General features: G+C 71.5%; 16 protein-coding genes, 5 tRNA genes and 1 pseudogene. 17 read left to right on the top strand and 5 right to left on the bottom strand.

Annotation, left to right across the window (positions count from 1 at the left end; translation table 11 throughout):
• Positions 1 to 81 precede the first annotated feature (81 nt).
• The 7 genes from ACFYZ4_RS19395 (at position 82) to ACFYZ4_RS19365 (ending at position 2,082) form a co-directional block, all read left to right on the top strand.
• Complete coding sequence (locus ACFYZ4_RS19395; protein WP_351287680.1) at positions 82 to 759, top strand: DUF4241 domain-containing protein; 678 nt, start codon at positions 82 to 84, stop codon at positions 757 to 759.
• A gap of 10 nt (positions 760 to 769) precedes the next feature.
• Positions 770 to 1,498, top strand: a complete 729-nt coding sequence (locus ACFYZ4_RS19390; protein WP_390784426.1) for an HAD family hydrolase — start codon at positions 770 to 772, stop codon at positions 1,496 to 1,498.
• Between the two features lie 86 nt (positions 1,499 to 1,584).
• Positions 1,585 to 1,656, top strand: a tRNA-Gln gene (locus ACFYZ4_RS19385).
• Between the two features lie 27 nt (positions 1,657 to 1,683).
• Positions 1,684 to 1,756, top strand: a tRNA-Glu gene (locus ACFYZ4_RS19380).
• Positions 1,757 to 1,817: 61 nt separating this feature from the next.
• Positions 1,818 to 1,890 (top strand) — tRNA-Glu (locus tag ACFYZ4_RS19375).
• A gap of 24 nt (positions 1,891 to 1,914) precedes the next feature.
• Positions 1,915 to 1,986 (top strand) — tRNA-Gln (locus ACFYZ4_RS19370).
• A 23-nt stretch (positions 1,987 to 2,009) separates the two neighbouring features.
• Positions 2,010 to 2,082: transfer RNA gene (locus ACFYZ4_RS19365), tRNA-Glu, on the top strand.
• Between the two features lie 195 nt (positions 2,083 to 2,277).
• Here the strand turns inward: ACFYZ4_RS19365 and ndgR are convergent.
• On the bottom strand, positions 2,278 to 2,994 hold the full coding sequence (gene ndgR / locus ACFYZ4_RS19360; protein ID WP_007266782.1) for an IclR family transcriptional regulator NdgR: 717 nt from the start codon (positions 2,992 to 2,994) through the stop codon (positions 2,278 to 2,280).
• Positions 2,995 to 3,177: 183 nt separating this feature from the next.
• Here ndgR and leuC point away from each other — a divergent pair, with 183 nt between their 5' ends.
• The 4 genes from leuC to ACFYZ4_RS19340 all read left to right on the top strand — a co-directional run bounded on the left by leuC (position 3,178) and on the right by ACFYZ4_RS19340 (position 6,389).
• The gene (leuC, locus tag ACFYZ4_RS19355) at positions 3,178 to 4,602 is read left to right on the top strand and encodes a 3-isopropylmalate dehydratase large subunit (protein ID WP_390784425.1); all 1,425 of its coding nucleotides are present in this window, start codon (positions 3,178 to 3,180) and stop codon (positions 4,600 to 4,602) included.
• A gap of 3 nt (positions 4,603 to 4,605) precedes the next feature.
• Complete coding sequence (leuD, locus tag ACFYZ4_RS19350; RefSeq protein ID WP_384342349.1) at positions 4,606 to 5,199, top strand: 3-isopropylmalate dehydratase small subunit; 594 nt, start codon at positions 4,606 to 4,608, stop codon at positions 5,197 to 5,199.
• A gap of 137 nt (positions 5,200 to 5,336) precedes the next feature.
• The gene (locus tag ACFYZ4_RS19345) at positions 5,337 to 5,564 is read left to right on the top strand and encodes a hypothetical protein (RefSeq protein ID WP_351287690.1); all 228 of its coding nucleotides are present in this window, start codon (positions 5,337 to 5,339) and stop codon (positions 5,562 to 5,564) included.
• 144 nt (positions 5,565 to 5,708) lie between these two features.
• Complete coding sequence (locus tag ACFYZ4_RS19340) at positions 5,709 to 6,389, top strand: HU family DNA-binding protein (RefSeq protein WP_351287692.1); 681 nt, start codon at positions 5,709 to 5,711, stop codon at positions 6,387 to 6,389.
• A gap of 324 nt (positions 6,390 to 6,713) precedes the next feature.
• Here ACFYZ4_RS19340 and cofC read toward each other — a convergent pair.
• Positions 6,714 to 7,313: pseudogene (gene cofC, locus ACFYZ4_RS19335) on the bottom strand (2-phospho-L-lactate guanylyltransferase); the annotation flags it as partial.
• Between the two features lie 269 nt (positions 7,314 to 7,582).
• Between cofC and ACFYZ4_RS19330 the strand changes: the two are divergent.
• The 3 genes from ACFYZ4_RS19330 to ACFYZ4_RS19320 are packed head-to-tail and all read left to right on the top strand — an operon-like array spanning position 7,583 to position 10,539.
• Positions 7,583 to 8,335, top strand: coding sequence for a lysophospholipid acyltransferase family protein (locus ACFYZ4_RS19330; protein WP_351287695.1), 753 nt, complete (start codon positions 7,583 to 7,585; stop codon positions 8,333 to 8,335).
• Complete coding sequence (locus tag ACFYZ4_RS19325; RefSeq protein WP_351287698.1) at positions 8,332 to 9,342, top strand: NAD(P)H-dependent glycerol-3-phosphate dehydrogenase; 1,011 nt, start codon at positions 8,332 to 8,334, stop codon at positions 9,340 to 9,342. Before ACFYZ4_RS19330 ends, ACFYZ4_RS19325 begins: the two co-directional genes overlap by 4 nt.
• Before the next feature lie 39 nt (positions 9,343 to 9,381).
• The gene (locus tag ACFYZ4_RS19320) at positions 9,382 to 10,539 is read left to right on the top strand and encodes a D-alanine--D-alanine ligase family protein (protein WP_351287700.1); all 1,158 of its coding nucleotides are present in this window, start codon (positions 9,382 to 9,384) and stop codon (positions 10,537 to 10,539) included.
• Between the two features lie 93 nt (positions 10,540 to 10,632).
• On the opposite strand, the gene ACFYZ4_RS19315 is transcribed toward ACFYZ4_RS19320, so the two are convergent.
• Together ACFYZ4_RS19315 and ACFYZ4_RS19310 are read right to left on the bottom strand one after the other, a co-directional pair.
• Positions 10,633 to 11,124, bottom strand: coding sequence for a DUF3515 domain-containing protein (locus ACFYZ4_RS19315; RefSeq protein ID WP_351287702.1), 492 nt, complete (start codon positions 11,122 to 11,124; stop codon positions 10,633 to 10,635).
• Positions 11,125 to 11,147: 23 nt separating this feature from the next.
• Complete coding sequence (locus ACFYZ4_RS19310) at positions 11,148 to 11,381, bottom strand: Lrp/AsnC ligand binding domain-containing protein (RefSeq protein WP_351287705.1); 234 nt, start codon at positions 11,379 to 11,381, stop codon at positions 11,148 to 11,150.
• A gap of 245 nt (positions 11,382 to 11,626) precedes the next feature.
• On the opposite strand from ACFYZ4_RS19310, the gene ACFYZ4_RS19305 reads away from it, so the two are divergent.
• Both ACFYZ4_RS19305 and thiD read left to right on the top strand, forming a co-directional pair.
• Entirely contained in the window at positions 11,627 to 12,610 is a 984-nt protein-coding gene (locus ACFYZ4_RS19305; protein WP_030708470.1) for a thiamine-phosphate kinase, read from the top strand.
• The gene (gene thiD / locus ACFYZ4_RS19300) at positions 12,607 to 13,407 is read left to right on the top strand and encodes a bifunctional hydroxymethylpyrimidine kinase/phosphomethylpyrimidine kinase (protein WP_384342359.1); all 801 of its coding nucleotides are present in this window, start codon (positions 12,607 to 12,609) and stop codon (positions 13,405 to 13,407) included. The genes ACFYZ4_RS19305 and thiD overlap by 4 nt, the downstream gene beginning before the upstream one ends.
• Before the next feature lie 88 nt (positions 13,408 to 13,495).
• Here thiD and rpmB read toward each other — a convergent pair whose 3' ends face one another.
• A complete protein-coding gene (gene rpmB / locus ACFYZ4_RS19295; protein ID WP_007266795.1) occupies positions 13,496 to 13,681 on the bottom strand; it encodes a 50S ribosomal protein L28 in 186 nt (61 codons plus the stop codon).
• Positions 13,682 to 13,920: 239 nt separating this feature from the next.
• On the opposite strand from rpmB, the gene ACFYZ4_RS19290 reads away from it, so the two are divergent.
• Positions 13,921 to 15,618 carry a DAK2 domain-containing protein gene (locus tag ACFYZ4_RS19290; RefSeq protein WP_390784424.1) on the top strand — a complete coding sequence of 566 codons (1,698 nt, stop codon included), beginning with the start codon at positions 13,921 to 13,923 and terminating at the stop codon, positions 15,616 to 15,618.
• Positions 15,619 to 15,642 lie beyond the last annotated feature (24 nt).

The raw sequence follows: 15,642 nt of genomic DNA, 5'->3' as shown, positions 1-15,642 counted from the left end.
GTACGTCCCGCAGGGGGCGGCAGCCGGATCCCCGGCCGCCGCCCCTTCGGCGTTCCCGCCCTCGACCCGGAAGGACCCGCGATGCCGCCGGCCGCCCCCGATTTCTCCTGGCACTTCACGCCGGGCAACGCCTTCCGGGACGAGAACGGGGACCTCGGGACCCTGTCCGTGGCCGCCGGGGGCACGCTGTGGCTGCCGAGCGGGCGGCTCGTGGCCTGCGATCCGATGGCCTATCCGGTCCTGGAGGAGGGCGTACCCCCGTTCCACGATCAGGTGAGCCCGGGCCGCTACCGGCTGGAAGCGGCACTCGTCACCTGGTCCCTGGCCGACGAGCCGCCGCAGGCGTCGCCCTATCGGGACCTCGCCGCCGTGCGGCTCGTGATCACGGAGGAACCGACGGCGTCCTGGGAGCCGGCGCTCAGCAGCGCGCGGCGCGCGGGCGACCTCGGGCCGGACGAGTTGCAGGGCTACGGAGTGGACGCGGGCCTCGGTGCGTTCCACGACGCGGCCGCCTGGCCGGACTTCGCCGACCGCGAGGCCACCCGCGAGCTGCTGCGCGCCCCGTTCCTCGCCGACGGGTACCGGCATCCCGGCCCGTACGTCATCACCGGCCCCGAAGGCCACCAGGTGGCGGTCTTCCAGTCAGGCTGGGGCGACGGCGTGTATCCGACCTGGACCGGGCGGGACGAGCGCGGCGGCGTGACCAGCTTCCTCACCGACTTCTTCGTCGTGCCGCCGGAGCGCGAGGCTACCGCGTAGGCTCGGCCCTATGCCGATCCGCGCCGTGCTGTGGGACATCGACGACACCCTCTTCGACTACACGGGGGCCGATGCCGCCGGGCTCGCGCGGCAGCTGGACACCGAGGAACTCGCGGACCGGTACGGCACCCCCGCGCAGGCGCTCGCGCTGTGGCGGGAGATCACCGACCGGCACTGGGCGCGCTTCGCCGCCGGTGAGGGAAGTTTCCAGGGGCAGCGGCAGGACCGGGTGCGGGAGTTCCTGGAGCGGCCCGGGATGACCGCGGACGAGGCCGACGCCTGGTTCGACCGCTACGTCGAGCACTACAAGGCCGCCTGGACCGTCTTCCCCGACGTGGTGCCCGTGCTGGACGTCCTCGCGGCCGGCTACCGGCACGGGGTGCTCTCCAACTCCTCCAGCGCCAACCAGGACCCCAAACTGCGTCACCTCGGGCTGCGCGACCGCTTCGAGGTGCTGGTCTGCGCGGTCGAACTCGGCGTCAGCAAGCCCGAGGCGGCGGCGTTCCTCGCCGCGTGCGAGGCGCTCGGGCTGCCGCCGGGAGAGGTGGCGTACGTGGGGGACCAGCCCGAGATCGACGCGCGCGGGGCCCGTGACGCCGGGCTGCTGGCGGTCTGGATCGACCGCGACGGCGGCCGCGGGCCCGGACCGGACGGCGCGTACCGCATCCAGGGCCTTGACCAGCTCCCGGAGCTGCTGGCAGGGGATACCCGTTTTGGAGCACGGTCAGGCATCCGGTAATGTTCTTTCTGCGCCGCCGGAGCGGGCCGAAAGGCCGGACGGAGGCGCCACCCGAAGGAAAACCCCGCCAAGGGGTTGACTTTTGGTGGGGTATAGTGTAATTGGCAACACGAGGGTTTCTGGTTCCCTTATTCTAGGTTCGAGTCCTGGTACCCCAGCGCAGTGCAGTAGTAACGCAGTGCTTTGCCCCCGTTGTGTAGCGGCCTAGCACGCCGCCCTCTCAAGGCGGTAGCGCCGGTTCGAATCCGGTCGGGGGTACAGATCCTTCCCGCGAGATCTCCAGGGTCGCACCCGGACGTCTTGATGCAGGATCGCTAGGGCCCCCGTTGTGTAGCGGCCTAGCACGCCGCCCTCTCAAGGCGGTAGCGCCGGTTCGAATCCGGTCGGGGGTACTGTTGGTCTGGTCTAGACCACTTTGGGCTATAGTGTAATTGGCAACACGAGGGTTTCTGGTTCCCTTATTCTAGGTTCGAGTCCTGGTAGCCCAGCGCAGTAACAGCAACACCAGCTAGCCCCCGTTGTGTAGCGGCCTAGCACGCCGCCCTCTCAAGGCGGTAGCGCCGGTTCGAATCCGGTCGGGGGTACGCATCGAAGAGGCCCTCCGCGTTCATCGCGGAGGGCCTCTTCGCGTTGCGCCGGCGCAGGAGCGCGTACGGGCGCGGGCGTTGCGGGCGTGGACGTAAGTGCGGGCCCGGAGGCGCGTGTTCGGACGTGTGCGGCGTCGTACGCGCCCCCGGGCCCGGGGGACGGATGGGGGAGGCCTTCGGGGCCGGGAGGGCTCAGCCGGAGCGGCGCAGGGCCTCCGTGAGGCGAGCGGCCGCGTCGATGACGGCCTGGGCGTGCATCCGGCCCGGGTGGCGGGTCAGCCGCTCGATCGGTCCGGAGACCGACACGGAGGCCACCACGCGGTTCGACGGCCCGCGCACCGGCGCCGAGACGGAGGCCACGCCGGGCTCCCGCTCGCCGATCGACTGCGCCCAGCCGCGACGCCGTACGCCCGAGAGCGCCGTCGCCGTGAAGCGCGCGCCCTGCAACCCGCGGTGGAGCCGCTCGGGCTCCTCCCAGGCCATCAGGATCTGCGCGGCCGAGCCGGCCTTCATCGGGAGCGTGGAGCCCACCGGGACGGTGTCCCGAAGGCCCGACAGCCGCTCCGCGGCCGCCACGCAGATGCGCATGTCTCCCTGACGGCGGTAGAGCTGCGCGCTCTCGCCCGTCACGTCACGGAGGTGGGTGAGTACCGGTCCCGCCGTGGCCAGCAGGCGGTCCTCGCCGGCCGCGGCGGCGAGCTCCGCCAGCCGCGGACCGAGGATGAACCGGCCCTGCATGTCCCTCGCCACCATCCGGTGGTGTTCCAGTGCCACGGCAAGGCGATGTGCCGTGGGTCGTGCGAGCCCTGTCGCCGCGACCAGCCCGGCGAGGGTGGCCGGACCGGACTCCAGTGCGCTCAGTACCAGAGCTGCCTTGTCGAGAACGCCGACGCCGCTAGAGTTGTCCATGAAACGATATTCGCGTCTCACACTGTGAAACGCAAGTTCAATTTTTCCAAGAACCAGCGAGTCTGTATGTGCGGGTCCACGAACCACTGGGTCCGAGCCGTCGTCCAGGACGTGGGGTACGGACGACAGGCGCACAAGATCTCTATGAAGCGCCGGCACAACCGGCCGGCCGGAGGGAAAGCGATGGGTAGGACACTCGCGGAGAAGGTCTGGGACGACCATGTCGTCCGGCGCGCCGAAGGCGAGCCCGACCTCCTCTTCATTGATCTGCACCTGCTGCACGAGGTGACCAGCCCGCAGGCCTTCGAGGGTCTGCGCCAGGCCGGCCGCAAGGTCCGACGCCTCGACCTCACCATCGCGACCGAGGACCACAACACCCCCACCATCGACATCGACAAGCCGATCGCCGACCCCGTCTCCCGGGCCCAGCTGGAGACGCTGCGGGCGAACTGCGCCGAGTTCGGTGTCCGCCTGCACTCGCTGGGCGACGTCGAGCAGGGGGTCGTCCACGTGGTGGGACCGCAGCTGGGACTCACCCAGCCCGGCACCACCGTGGTCTGCGGTGACTCGCACACCTCCACGCACGGCGCCTTCGGCGCGCTGGCCTTCGGCATCGGCACCAGCCAGGTCGAGCACGTGCTGGCGACCCAGACGCTGCCGCTGGCCCGCCCGAAGACGATGGCGATCACCGTCACCGGCGCGCTGGCCGAGGGCGTCACCGCCAAGGACCTGATCCTGGCGATCATCGCCAGGATCGGCACCGGCGGCGGCCAGGGCTACATCCTGGAGTACCGCGGCGAGGCCATCGAGCAGCTCTCGATGGAAGCCCGCATGACCATCTGCAACATGTCGATCGAGGCCGGCGCCCGCGCGGGCATGATCGCCCCCGACCAGACCACCTTCGACTACCTCCAGGGCCGTGACCACGCCCCCGAGGGCGAGGACTGGGACGCGGCGGTCACGTACTGGAAGACCCTGCGCACCGACGACGACGCGGTCTTCGACGCGGAGGTCGTCATCGACGGCACCACGCTGTCCCCGTTCGTCACGTGGGGCACCAACCCGGGCCAGGGCGCACCCCTGTCGGCCAACGTCCCCGACCCGGCTTCGTACGAGGACGCTTCGGAGCGCCAGGCCGCCGAAAAGGCCCTGGAGTACATGGGGTTGACCGCCGGACAGGCCCTGCGCGACATCAAGGTCGACACCGTCTTCGTAGGTTCCTGCACCAACGGCCGCATCGAGGACCTGCGCGCCGTCGCCGGCATCATCGAGGGCCGCAAAGTCGCCGACGGCGTACGGATGCTGGTCGTCCCGGGCTCGGTCCGCGTCGCCCTGCAGGCCGTGGAAGAGGGCCTGGACAAGGTCTTCAAGGAGGCCGGCGCCGAATGGCGGCACGCGGGCTGCTCGATGTGCCTGGGCATGAACCCCGACCAACTGGCGCCCGGTGAGCGCTCCGCGTCCACCTCCAACCGCAACTTCGAGGGCCGGCAGGGCAAGGGCGGGCGCACCCACCTGGTCTCCCCGCAGGTGGCCGCCGCCACCGCGGTGCTGGGCCATCTGGCCTCGCCCGCCGACCTGTCCGCCGCCGACGCGACCGCCGGAGTCTGAACCATGGAAGCCTTCACCACCCACACCGGCCGGGCCGTCCCGCTGCGCCGCAGCAACGTCGACACCGACCAGATCATCCCGGCCCACTGGCTGAAGAAGATCACCCGCGACGGGTTCGAGGACGGGCTCTTCGAGGCCTGGCGCAAGGACCCGGAGTTCGTCACGAACCGCCCGGAGCGCGCCGGCGCGACCGTGCTGGTCGCCGGCCCCGACTTCGGTACGGGTTCCTCGCGCGAGCACGCCGTCTGGGCCCTGCAGAACTTCGGCTTCAAGACGGTCATCTCCTCCCGCTTCGCCGACATCTTCCGCGGGAACTCGCTGAAGAACGGCCTGCTGACGGTCGTGCTGCCGCAGGAGACCGTCGAGCGGCTGTGGAAGCTGACCGAGGCGGACCCCACCGCCGAGATCACGGTCGACCTGGTCGACCGCCAGGTGCGAGCGGAGGGCGTCGTCGCGGAGTTCGAGCTCGACGACAACGCCCGCTGGCGCCTGCTGGAGGGCCTGGACGACATCTCGCTCACCCTTCAGAACGAAGCGGACATCGCTGAGTACGAAAGCACCCGCCCGGCCTTCAAGCCGCGCACGATTCGGGCCTGATTCCTGCCTGATCAGCGCTTATTCACCCTAGGGTGATCACATCGGCAACACTGTGCCCCCCGCCTTCCGGCGGGGGGCACAGCCGTTTGTTGAGGCCCCGTGAGGCGACAACTCGCCCCAGATGGCACAATCTGTGCATGGAACGCGACAGTCAACTCGAGCTCTACGAACTCGTCGCGGACCGGTTGAAAGAAGCACACACACGGGTGCGCTCACTGCAAGTCCCGGAGGGCGTAAGGATGGCGCTGTCCCGGAAGCTGTTGGTCGTCACGTCCGCGGCGAAGCACGATCTCGCCGATGCGGCAAGGCGCCTGGACAGGTTGATGAAGGACCTCGACGAGGGTCGATTCCCTGAAGGCGACTGATGCGAAGGAACTCCGTAACGTCCTCCGGCGTTGCGGCACTAGGGTGATTAGCCCGTTTCGTGTTTGATTTGCGGTATATATCCGCCTAACGTGCGAAATAAGCTTGAACACATTCGTTCTGGCGAAGTCTCCGAAGGGGAAGACGTGAACAAGGCGCAGCTCGTAGAAGCGATTGCCGACAAGCTGGGCGGCCGCCAGCAGGCCGCGGACGCTGTCGACGCGGTACTGGACGCGATCGTCCGCGCTACCGTCGCGGGCGACCGGGTCTCGGTCACGGGCTTCGGCTCGTTCGAGAAGGTCGACCGCCCGGCCCGTTACGCCCGCAACCCGCAGACGGGAGAGCGCGTCCGGGTCAAGAAGACCTCGGTGCCCCGATTCCGCGCCGGCCAGGGCTTCAAGGACCTGGTCAGCGGCACCAAGAAGCTGCCCAAGGGCGGCGAGGTGTCGGTGAAGAAGGCGCCCAAGGGCAGCCTCACCGGTGGCGCCTCCGCGACGGTCAAGAAGGCCGTCGCGAAGAAGGCCACCACCGCCAAGAAGGCCGCGGCAAAGACCGCGGTCGCAAAGAAGGTGACGGCGAAGAAGGCCACCGCGACCGTCAAGAAGGCGGCGGTGAAGAGCACGGCCACGGCGAAGAAGGCCACGGCCACCGCGAAGAAGGCGACCGCGACCGCCAAGAAGGCCACGGCCACGGCGAAGAAGACCACGGCCGCCGCGAAGAAGACCGCCCCGGCGGCCAAGAAGGTCACCGCCGCGACGAAGGCGCCCGCCAAGAAGACGGCGACGCGCAAGGCCACCGCGAAGAAGACCACGGCCCGCAAGAAGTAGGGGTACGGGTCACACACGCCGGGCCGGCTTCCCCCTGTTGGGGAAGCCGGCCCGCGGTGCGTTCCGTCGCAGGTCAGACGGCCGGACGGCCGTCCGACTGTCCGGCCGGCCGGGCCCTCAGAAGGTCTGCAGCGTCACCAGGGTGATGCGCAGGCCCGCGCCCTCGCCGTCCGTCTCGATCCGGACCCGCTGCCCGGGCCGCAGCAGCCGCAGGCCGCCCGCGTCGAAGGCCGGGGCCTCGAAGGGCACCGGGGTGCCGTCGTCCAGCAGCACGCTGCCGCTGCGGGTCTGGGAGTCGTACGTGTACGCGGTCGCCTGCATACCGGCACTGTATCGGGCCGTGTGACGCCCCACACCGAGGGCGAGCGCCGTCCGCAGATCCGCCGCCGTGTCCACGTCCCGGCGCACGCTGTCGACGTCCGCCAGAGCGATTTCCACCGCCCCCGAGGCCGAATGCCTGGCCCGTGACGGCCCGCCGAAGGAGGGGGCCAATTCCACGTCCGGCGCAGCGGAAAGCAAGGTCGTCCCGATTCCGGCCGCATCCGCCAGAAATGCCCGTGGAAATACCGAGGCGTTTTCGAGCACGCGTAGCAATTCGGGGGCCCGCAGCGCCGGCAGATCGGCGTTCATCGCGGCCACCGCGGCACCGGGCCGCCCCGACCGCACCGCCCGCGCCCCGTGGGCCAGCGCCGCGTTGAGCCCGGCCGCCGGGGCGTCCGGCACGATCCGCGCGCCCAGCCGGGACAGTTCCGCACCGGCCGCCGCGTCGTCCGTGACGACCACCACATCCGCGACCGCCGCGCAGGCCAGAGCCCCTGCGACGGTGTCCTGCGCGAAGGCCAGCGCGAGCCCCGGACGGGAGGCGCCCACGGCTGCCGCGAGACGGCTCTTGGCCACCGCCAGAGGCTTCAGCGGGACCACCAGACTCCAGACGGCGTTCGTGACGGACCCCTTCCCTGCGGTGCGCTCCGGTCCATCCCCGGACCATGGTCGGGTCATGGCCGGGTCATGTGTCGGCCCATTGTCGCCCCCGCCCGGGCGACCCGGGAGCCCGGTGGCGTGAGCGGGGCGTACGGTGTTCTCGACAGAGACCGGCCCCGGGGCGACACTTGTCCGGCCGACGAGGTGCCCAAGCTCCCCCAGCCTCCGCTGGGAGGTACCCCCGCCCACCGGTCCAGAGGAAAGGTGTCCGAGTGTCCCGCCGCAGAATCGGCTTCTGGTACCGCCTGGCGGCGGTCATCGCAAAACCGCCGCTGGTAGTGCTCTTCAAGCGGGACTGGCGGGGAATGGAGCACATTCCGGCCGAGGGCGGCTTTATCACCGCCGTCAATCACAACTCGTATCTGGACCCGCTCTCGTACGCGCACTTCCAGTACAACACCGGCCGAGTGCCCCGATTGCTCGCGAAGGCCGCCCTCTTCAAGGTCCCTATTGTCGGGTCGATCCTGCGCGGCTCCGGCCAGATCCCCGTCTACCGGGAGAGCACCAACGCCCTGGACGCATTCCGGGCCGCGGTGGACGCGATCGAGCGCGGCGAATGCGTGGCCTTTTACCCGGAAGGCACCCTCACCCGCGACCCCGACATGTGGCCGATGGCCGGCAAGACCGGCGCCGCCCGTGTCGCGCTGGTCACCCGGGCGCCCGTCATCCCGGTGGCCCAGTGGGGCGCGAACCTCGCGATGCCGCCGTACGCCAAGGAGAACAAGGTCCGGCTCTTCCCGCGCAAGACCCTCCGGGTGCTCGCCGGACCGCCGGTGGACCTCTCCGCCTTCTACGACCGCGAGCCCACTCCGGACGTGCTCAAGGAGGTCACCGAGGTCATCATGGCCGCCATCACCGCGCTGCTGGAGGAGGTGCGGGGAGAGACCGCGCCCGAGCAGCCGTACGACCATCGCAACGCCAGGGCGGAACAGCGGCGCAAGGCCGCAGGGGAGGGCAAGAAGTGACACGTCCCGTGAAGGCGACCGTCTTCGGAACAGGCTCCTGGGGCACGGCCTTCGCCATCGTGCTCGCCGACGCGGGGTGCGAGGTGACCCTCTGGGGCCGCCGGCAGGAGGTGGTCGACGCCATCAACACCGGCCGGACCAACCCGGACTACTTCCCCGACGTCGAACTCCCCGCGAACCTGCGGGCCACCACCGACCCGGCCGAGGCCGCGGCCGGCGCCGACTTCACCGTCCTCGCCATCCCCTCCCAGACGCTGCGCGACAACCTCGCCGCCTGGGCGCCCCTGCTGGCCCCCGACACGGTGCTCGTCTCCCTCATGAAGGGCATCGAACTGGGCACCGCCAAGCGGATGAGCGAGGTCATCGAGGAGGTGGCCAAGGTCCCCGCCGAGCGCATCGCCGTCGTCACCGGCCCCAACCTGGCCGCCGAGATCGCCGCCCGCCAGCCCGCCGCCTCCGTCGTCGCCTGCGTGGACGAGACCGTGGCGCAGCGCCTCCAGGCCGCCTGCCACACCCCGTACTTCCGCCCGTACACGAGCACCGACGTCACCGGCTGCGAACTCGGCGGCGCCGTCAAGAACGTCATCGGCCTCGCCGTCGGCATCGCGGACGGCATGGGCCTGGGCGACAACACCAAGGGCTCCCTCATCACCCGCGGACTCGCCGAAGCCACCCGGCTGGGCGTGGCGATGGGCGCCGACCCGCTCACCTTCTCCGGCCTCGCGGGCCTCGGCGACCTGGTCGCCACCTGCTCCTCGCCGCTCTCCCGGAACCACACCTTCGGCACCAACCTCGGCCGCGGGATGACCCTGGAGGAGACCATCGCGGTCACCAAGCAGACCGCCGAGGGCGTCAAGTCCTGCCAGTCGGTGGCCGATCTGGCCCGCCGCCACGGGGTCGACATGCCCATCACCGACACCGTCGTGGACATCGTCCACCACGGCAAGCCGACCCTGGTCGCGCTGAAGGAACTGATGGGCCGCAGCGCCAAACCGGAACGTCGCTGACTCCATTCCGGACGCATGAGCGGGTACTCTCGTGGCGATATGAGCAGCGAGAACCTCCCCCAGACCCCTGAGCAGCAGGGCCGCAAGCCCCGCGTGGCCGTCGTGTTCGGCGGCCGCAGCTCGGAACACGCCATCTCGGTCGTCACGGCGGGCGCCGTGCTGCGCTCCATCGACCGGTCCAAGTACGAGGTGCTGCCCATCGGCATCACCACGGACGGCCGATGGGCGCTGACCGCCGACGAGCCCGAGCGGATGGCCATCGCCGACCGCCGGCTCCCGAGCGTCGAGGAGCTCGCCGACTCCGAGGACGGCGCCGTCGTGCTCTCGGTCGACCCGGCGAGCCGCCAGGTCGTCTACACGGAGCCGGGCGCCGTTCCGAAGGCCCTCGGCGAGGTCGACGTCGTCTTCCCCGTCCTGCACGGCCCGTACGGCGAGGACGGCACCCTCCAGGGCCTCCTGGAGCTGTCCGGCATCCCGTACGTCGGCTCCGGCGTCCTCGCCTCGGCCGTCGGCCAGGACAAGGACTACATGAAGCGGGTGTTCACCTCCTTCGGGCTGCGCGTCGGCCCGTACGTGACCATCCGCCCGCGCGAGTGGGAAGCCGACCGCGACGCCGCCAAGGCGAAGATCCTGGACTTCGCCGCCGAACACGGCTGGCCCCTGTTCATCAAGCCCGCCCGGGCCGGCTCCTCCATCGGCATCACCAAGGTCGACGACGCGTCCGGCCTGGACGCCGCCGTCAAGGAGGCCCGGCGCCACGACCCGAAGATCATCGTGGAGGCGCTGCTGCGCGGCCGCGAGATCGAGTGCGGGGTCCTGGAGTTCGAGGACGGTCCGCGCGCCAGCGTGCCCGCCGAGATCCCGCCGGTCTCCAGCCACGACTTCTACGACTTCGAGGCGAAGTACATCGACTCCGCCTCCGGGATCGTGCCCGCCCCGCTCACCCCGGAGCAGACCGCCGAGGTGCAGCGGCTCGCGATCGAGGCCTTCGAGGCCGCGTCCTGCGAGGGCCTCGTGCGCGCCGACTTCTTCCTCACCGAGGACGGCACCTTCGTCATCAACGAGATCAACACGATGCCGGGCTTCACGCCGATCTCCATGTACCCGCTGATGTGGCAGAAGACGGGCGTCGCCTACCCGGAGCTGGTGGACCGCCTGATCCAGGCCGCCCTCGGCCGCTCCACCGGACTGCGCTAGGACGGCACGCGAAAGCACGACGACCGCCCGCCGGGATGCCCGGCGGGCGGTCGCTGTGAGTGCGAGCGGTCCGCCGGCCGGGGCCGGCGGGGATCAGTAGGAGGAGAAGCCCAAGGGCACCGTCTTGGAGATCGCCGCGGACAGCCCGACCAGCATCCCCGCGTCCGTGGCATGCTCCTTGTCGACCAGGACCTCCGTATACGCCTTCCGCATCCCGGAGACGAAACGGAACCCCCCGTCGGACTGCTTGTCCAGCAGCCAGGCGACGTCGTTGACGTGGACGCCCTCCTGCTTCTCATCCAGCATCTCGGGGGGCTTGGGGACACCGCACCGCAGTACGATCGCCGAGCCGCCCCACGCGGCCGTCAGAGCGGACTCCGGATCGGTCCGGGTCCGCTCCAGGCCGGCCACCGTCTCCGGAAGCTCCTTGTGCAGTGCCGCACAGAGCTCCCCGATGGCGGCGGGCGGCGTGGGCGGCGGATCCACCCGGGCCTCGGAATCGCCCGGTGAGCACGCCGCGAGGCCCAGCAGGGCCAGCGCGGCGGGCAGGGCCAGGACACGGAGGGGCCGGCGGTGAATGGTCATCACCGGCCAAGAGTAGACGGGGGCTACAGATGGACCACCGGGCAGGTCAAGGTGCGGGTGATCCCGTCCACCTGCTGGACCTTGGCCACGACCATGCGGCCGAGGTCGTCCACGGTGTCGGCCTGGGCGCGCACGATCACGTCGTACGGGCCGGTCACGTCCTCGGCCTGGATCACCCCCGGGATCTGGCCGATGGACTCGGCGACGAACGACGCCTTGCCCACCTCGGTCTGGATAAGGATGTACGCCTGTACCACGGAACCTCCAGGGCGGCCACGAGGATCATTTCCCCTAACCTTCGGGTGGGCCCCACACGCTCGACAGGGCCGGGGGAAGAAGGGACGCCACGGTACCGCGTCGCCGTGCGCCGCGGGGAGACCTGCGGGCCCGGCGCCACGCACAGCGGGGCGTACGGAGAGCAGAAGTTGACGTATCTGTTGACGGTACCCAGAGCTGTGACGGCTCGCGACCGCAAGCGGACTGGCCAAGAAGGGGCACAGCGATGAAGGGCACTGTGGGCGAGCTGGGGGAGTTCGGGCTGATCAGGGAGCTCACCTCACGGCTCACCACCACCCCGGCGGTCCGGCTCGGACCGGGCGACGACGCCGCGGTGGTGTCGGCCCCCGACCGGAGGGTCGTGGCGAGCACCGACATCCTCCTCGAAGGCCGGCACTTCCGGCGCGACTGGTCCACGGCCTACGACGTCGGCCGCAAGGCCGCCGCGCAGAACCTCGCCGACATCGCCGCCATGGGCGCGGTGCCGACCGCGCTGCTCCTCGGCCTCGTCGTCCCCGCCGAACTCCCGGTCACCTGGCCCACCGAGCTGATGGACGGCATCCGCGACGAGTGCCAGGTCGCCGGCGCGGCCGTGGTCGGCGGGGACGTGGTCCGCGGCGACGTCATCACCGTCGCCATCACCGCCCTCGGCGACCTGCGCAACCACGAGCCCGTGCTGCGCTCCGGCGCCCAGCCCGGCGACGTCGTCGCCGTCACCGGCTGGCTGGGCTGGTCCGCCGCCGGCTTCGCCGTGCTCTCGCGCGGCTTCCGCTCCCCGCGGGCGTTCGTGGAGGCGCACCGGCGCCCCGAACCGCCGTACCACGCGGGTCCCGCGGCCGCCGGGCTCGGCGCCACCGCCATGACCGACGTCAGCGACGGCCTGATCGCCGACCTCGGGCACATCGCCGAGGCCAGCAAGGTACGGATCGACCTGCACTCGGGGGCCGTCGACATCCCGACCCAGATGCACGACATCGGGCAGGCCGTCGGCGTGGACCCGCTGCAGTGGGTGCTCACCGGGGGAGAGGACCACGCGATCGTGGCGACCTTCCCGCCCGACGTGAAGCTCCCCGCCCGCTGGAAGGTCATCGGCGAGGTGCTGAACCGCTCCGCGCTGCCCCAGGTGACCGTGGACGGCGCGCCCTGGACCAGCACCGGCGGCTGGGACCACTTCGGGGCCGACCCGGCCGCCCAGGACGGCGCGCCGTGAGCACGGCCCCGCCGCTGTGCCTGACCGTCGCCGGATCCGACTCCGGCGGCGGCGCGGGCATCCAGGCCGATCTCAAGACGATGCTCGCCCTCGGCGTGCACGGCATGAGCGTCGTGACGGCCGTGACGGCACAGAACTCGCTCGGGGTGCGGGGAGCCTGGGAGCTGCCCGCAGAGGCCGTCACGGCCCAGTACCGGGCCGTCGTGGACGACATCGGCGTCCAGGCCGTGAAGACCGGGATGCTGTCCTCCGCCGTGCTGGTCGAGACGGTGGCGGCGCTGCTCGCCGACACCCCCGCCCCCGCCGTCGTGGACCCGGTGGGCGTCTCCAAGCACGGGGACGCGCTGCTCGCCGTCTCCGCGCTGGACGCCGTACGCAAGGAGCTGCTGCCGCGGGCCACCGTGGCCACGCCCAACCTGGACGAGGTGGCGCAGCTCACGGGCGTACGGGTGGAGACCGAGGACGACATGCGGCGGGCCGCCGACGCGATCCTCGGCTTCGGGCCGCGGTGGGCGCTGATCAAGGGCGGACACCTCGCGGCGCACGGCGACGAGGCGGTGGACCTGCTCACCGACGGCGCCGAGGAGCGGTGGCTGCGCGCCCCCCGCCACGACAACCGGCACACCCACGGCACGGGCTGCACCCTCGCCAGCGCGATCGCGGCGGGCCTGGCCAAGGGACTGGCCGTCCCGGAGGCGGTCACGGCCGCCAAGGAGTACGTCACGGGCGCCATCGCCGCCGGCTTCGCGCTCGGCGGGGGCATCGGCCCGGTGGATCACGCCTGGCGGTGGCGCTGAGCCCCGCCGGACAAGGCAAAAGGCCGGTTCACCAGAGGTGAACCGGCCTTTTTGGCAACCGGAAAGGGCTGCGCTACGACGGGAGGCGTCAGCGCGAGACCTTGCCGGCCTTGATGCACGAGGTGCAGGCGTTGAGGCGCTTCGGCGTCCCATTGACCACGGCACGGACGCGCTGGATGTTCGGGTTCCAGCGACGCGAGGTGCGGCGGTGCGAGTGGGAGATGTTGTTGCCGAAGCTCGGCCCCTTGGCGCAAACGTCGCAGTTGGCAGCCACAGGTCACTCCAAGACTTCAGATGCAATTACAGTGAAACCGGCGCACCGGATTCAGAGATCTGAAGTGGTTTGCCGGGGAATGGCCCGACTCTCGTCGGGCAACCGGAGCAGCATACAACGACTGCGTCCGTCCAAGAAAACTACCATGACCGCCGCTGCCCCCGCCCCGCGGTCCGGACGTCCGGGCAGACCTTGGCTACCCTGCGGTGAACCCTGGCCCGCACAAGGAGGAACGCCCGGTGCCGCACGAGCCGCAGCCGCAATCCCCTGACGAGCTCGACGCCGAAGCGGTGCGCACCTGGAGCTCGCTGGCCCTGGCCGCACTGGGCCGGGCCCGCGAGGACATCGACGCGATCAACGTCTACCCGGTCGCCGACGCGGACACCGGAACCAACCTCTACCTCACCGCCGAATCCGCCGACCGCGCGCTGGACGACGCCTTCACGAAGGTGACCGAGGGCACAGCGCCCGCCTCCCTGGCCGAAGCCGTACGGGCCTGGGCGCACGGCGCGCTCGTCGGGGCCCGGGGGAACTCCGGGACGATCCTGGCGCAGCTGCTGCGTGGAGTGGCCGACGTACTGGGCGCCGAGCCCGAGGCGCCCGGGACCGCGGAGACCGGTTCCGGGACGCCCGGGACCGGGGAGCGCGGCGCCGGTGCGCTGCTGGCTCAGGCGCTGACGCGGGCCGCCGAGGAGGCGTACGCCGCCGTCTCGCACCCGGTGGAGGGCACCATGCTCACCGTCGCGGGCGCCGCCGCCCGGGCCGGCGAGGCCGCCGGAGCCGCCGCCGGGACCGCGGCCGACGTGGCCCGCGCCGCCTACGACGGGGCCCGCGCCGCCCTCGCCGAGACCCCCGGGCAGCTCGCCGCACTCGGCCGGGCCGGGGTGGTCGACGCCGGGGGCTGCGGGCTGGTCGCCGTACTCGGGGCGCTGTGGCAGACGCTGTCTGGGCAGGAACCCGCCGCCGAACCCGTACGCGGCCGGGCGGTGCCCGTACCGCAGCCCGCGGACCCCTGCGCGCAGGAGGACGAGGGGCCCGCGTACGAGGTGATCTACCTGCTGGAGGCCTCCGAGGCGGCGGTCGGCGAACTGCGCGAACGGCTCGACGGGCTCGGCGACTCCCTGGTCGTCGTCGGCGGCGACGGGCTGTGGAACGTCCACGTGCACGTCGACGACCCCGGCGCGGCCGTGGAGGCCGGAGTCGTCGCCGGGCGGCCCTACCGGATACGGATCACACACTTCGGGGACGAGCGGCGCCGGGGGCGCGGCGAGCGCGCCCAGCGGGCCGTGGTCGCCGTGGTCCCCGGCGAGGGACTCGCCGGGCTCTGCGGGGAGGCGGGAGCCACCGCCGTGCTCGTGCGCTCCGGAGAGGTCCCCGCCGCCCCCGAACTGCTCGACGCCATCCGCCGCGCCCACGCCCGCGAGGTGGTCCTGCTGCCGGGCGGCGCCGAGCTGCGCGCCGCCGCGGCCGCCGCGGCCGAACAGGCCCGCGCCGAAGGGGTGCGGGTGGCCGTGATCCCCACCCGCTCCGCGGTCCAGGGGCTGGCCGCCCTCGCCGTGCACGACCCGGACGGCAGTTTCGACGAGGACGTGGTCGCCATGACGGCGGCGGCCGGCGCCACCCGGTACGGGGAACTGGCCGTCGCCGAACGGCAGTCCTTCACCTCCGCCGGCATCTGCCAGGCCGGCGACGTGCTCGGCCTCATCGACGGGGACGTCGCCGTGATCGGCACGGACCTGGCCGAGACCGCCGAGGCGGTCCTGGAACGGATGCTCGGCTCCGGCGGCGAACTCGTCACCCTGGTCCTCGGACCCGAGGTGGCGGACGCGCTCGCCGAGCGCCTGGAGGCGTACGTCCAGCACGGCCACCTGGCCGTGGACACCGTGACCTACCGGGGCGGCCGGTACTCGGCGCCGCTCCTCATCGGGGTGGAATAGCGGGCTTGTCAGCGCCATGGTGTG

The organism is Streptomyces sp. NPDC001513, assembly GCF_042894695.1.
Lineage (GTDB): Bacteria > Actinomycetota > Actinomycetes > Streptomycetales > Streptomycetaceae > Streptomyces.
This window is presented reverse-complemented; position numbering and strand designations above follow the sequence as displayed.

What these genes read in the sequence shown, in the direction of transcription:
- leuC (WP_390784425.1), top strand. Translation starts at nt 3,178, where the DNA reads ATGGGTAGGACACTCGCGGAGAAGGTCTGGGACGACCATGTCGTCCGG.
- leuD (WP_384342349.1), top strand. Translation starts at nt 4,606, where the DNA reads ATGGAAGCCTTCACCACCCACACCGGCCGGGCCGTCCCGCTGCGCCGC.
- ACFYZ4_RS19345 (WP_351287690.1), top strand. Translation starts at nt 5,337, where the DNA reads ATGGAACGCGACAGTCAACTCGAGCTCTACGAACTCGTCGCGGACCGG.
- ndgR (WP_007266782.1), bottom strand. Translation starts at nt 2,994, where the DNA reads ATGGACAACTCTAGCGGCGTCGGCGTTCTCGACAAGGCAGCTCTGGTA.
- ACFYZ4_RS19390 (WP_390784426.1), top strand. Translation starts at nt 770, where the DNA reads ATGCCGATCCGCGCCGTGCTGTGGGACATCGACGACACCCTCTTCGAC.
- ACFYZ4_RS19305 (WP_030708470.1), top strand. Translation starts at nt 11,627, where the DNA reads ATGAAGGGCACTGTGGGCGAGCTGGGGGAGTTCGGGCTGATCAGGGAG.
- ACFYZ4_RS19395 (WP_351287680.1), top strand. Translation starts at nt 82, where the DNA reads ATGCCGCCGGCCGCCCCCGATTTCTCCTGGCACTTCACGCCGGGCAAC.
- ACFYZ4_RS19315 (WP_351287702.1), bottom strand. Translation starts at nt 11,124, where the DNA reads ATGACCATTCACCGCCGGCCCCTCCGTGTCCTGGCCCTGCCCGCCGCG.
- ACFYZ4_RS19320 (WP_351287700.1), top strand. Translation starts at nt 9,382, where the DNA reads ATGAGCAGCGAGAACCTCCCCCAGACCCCTGAGCAGCAGGGCCGCAAG.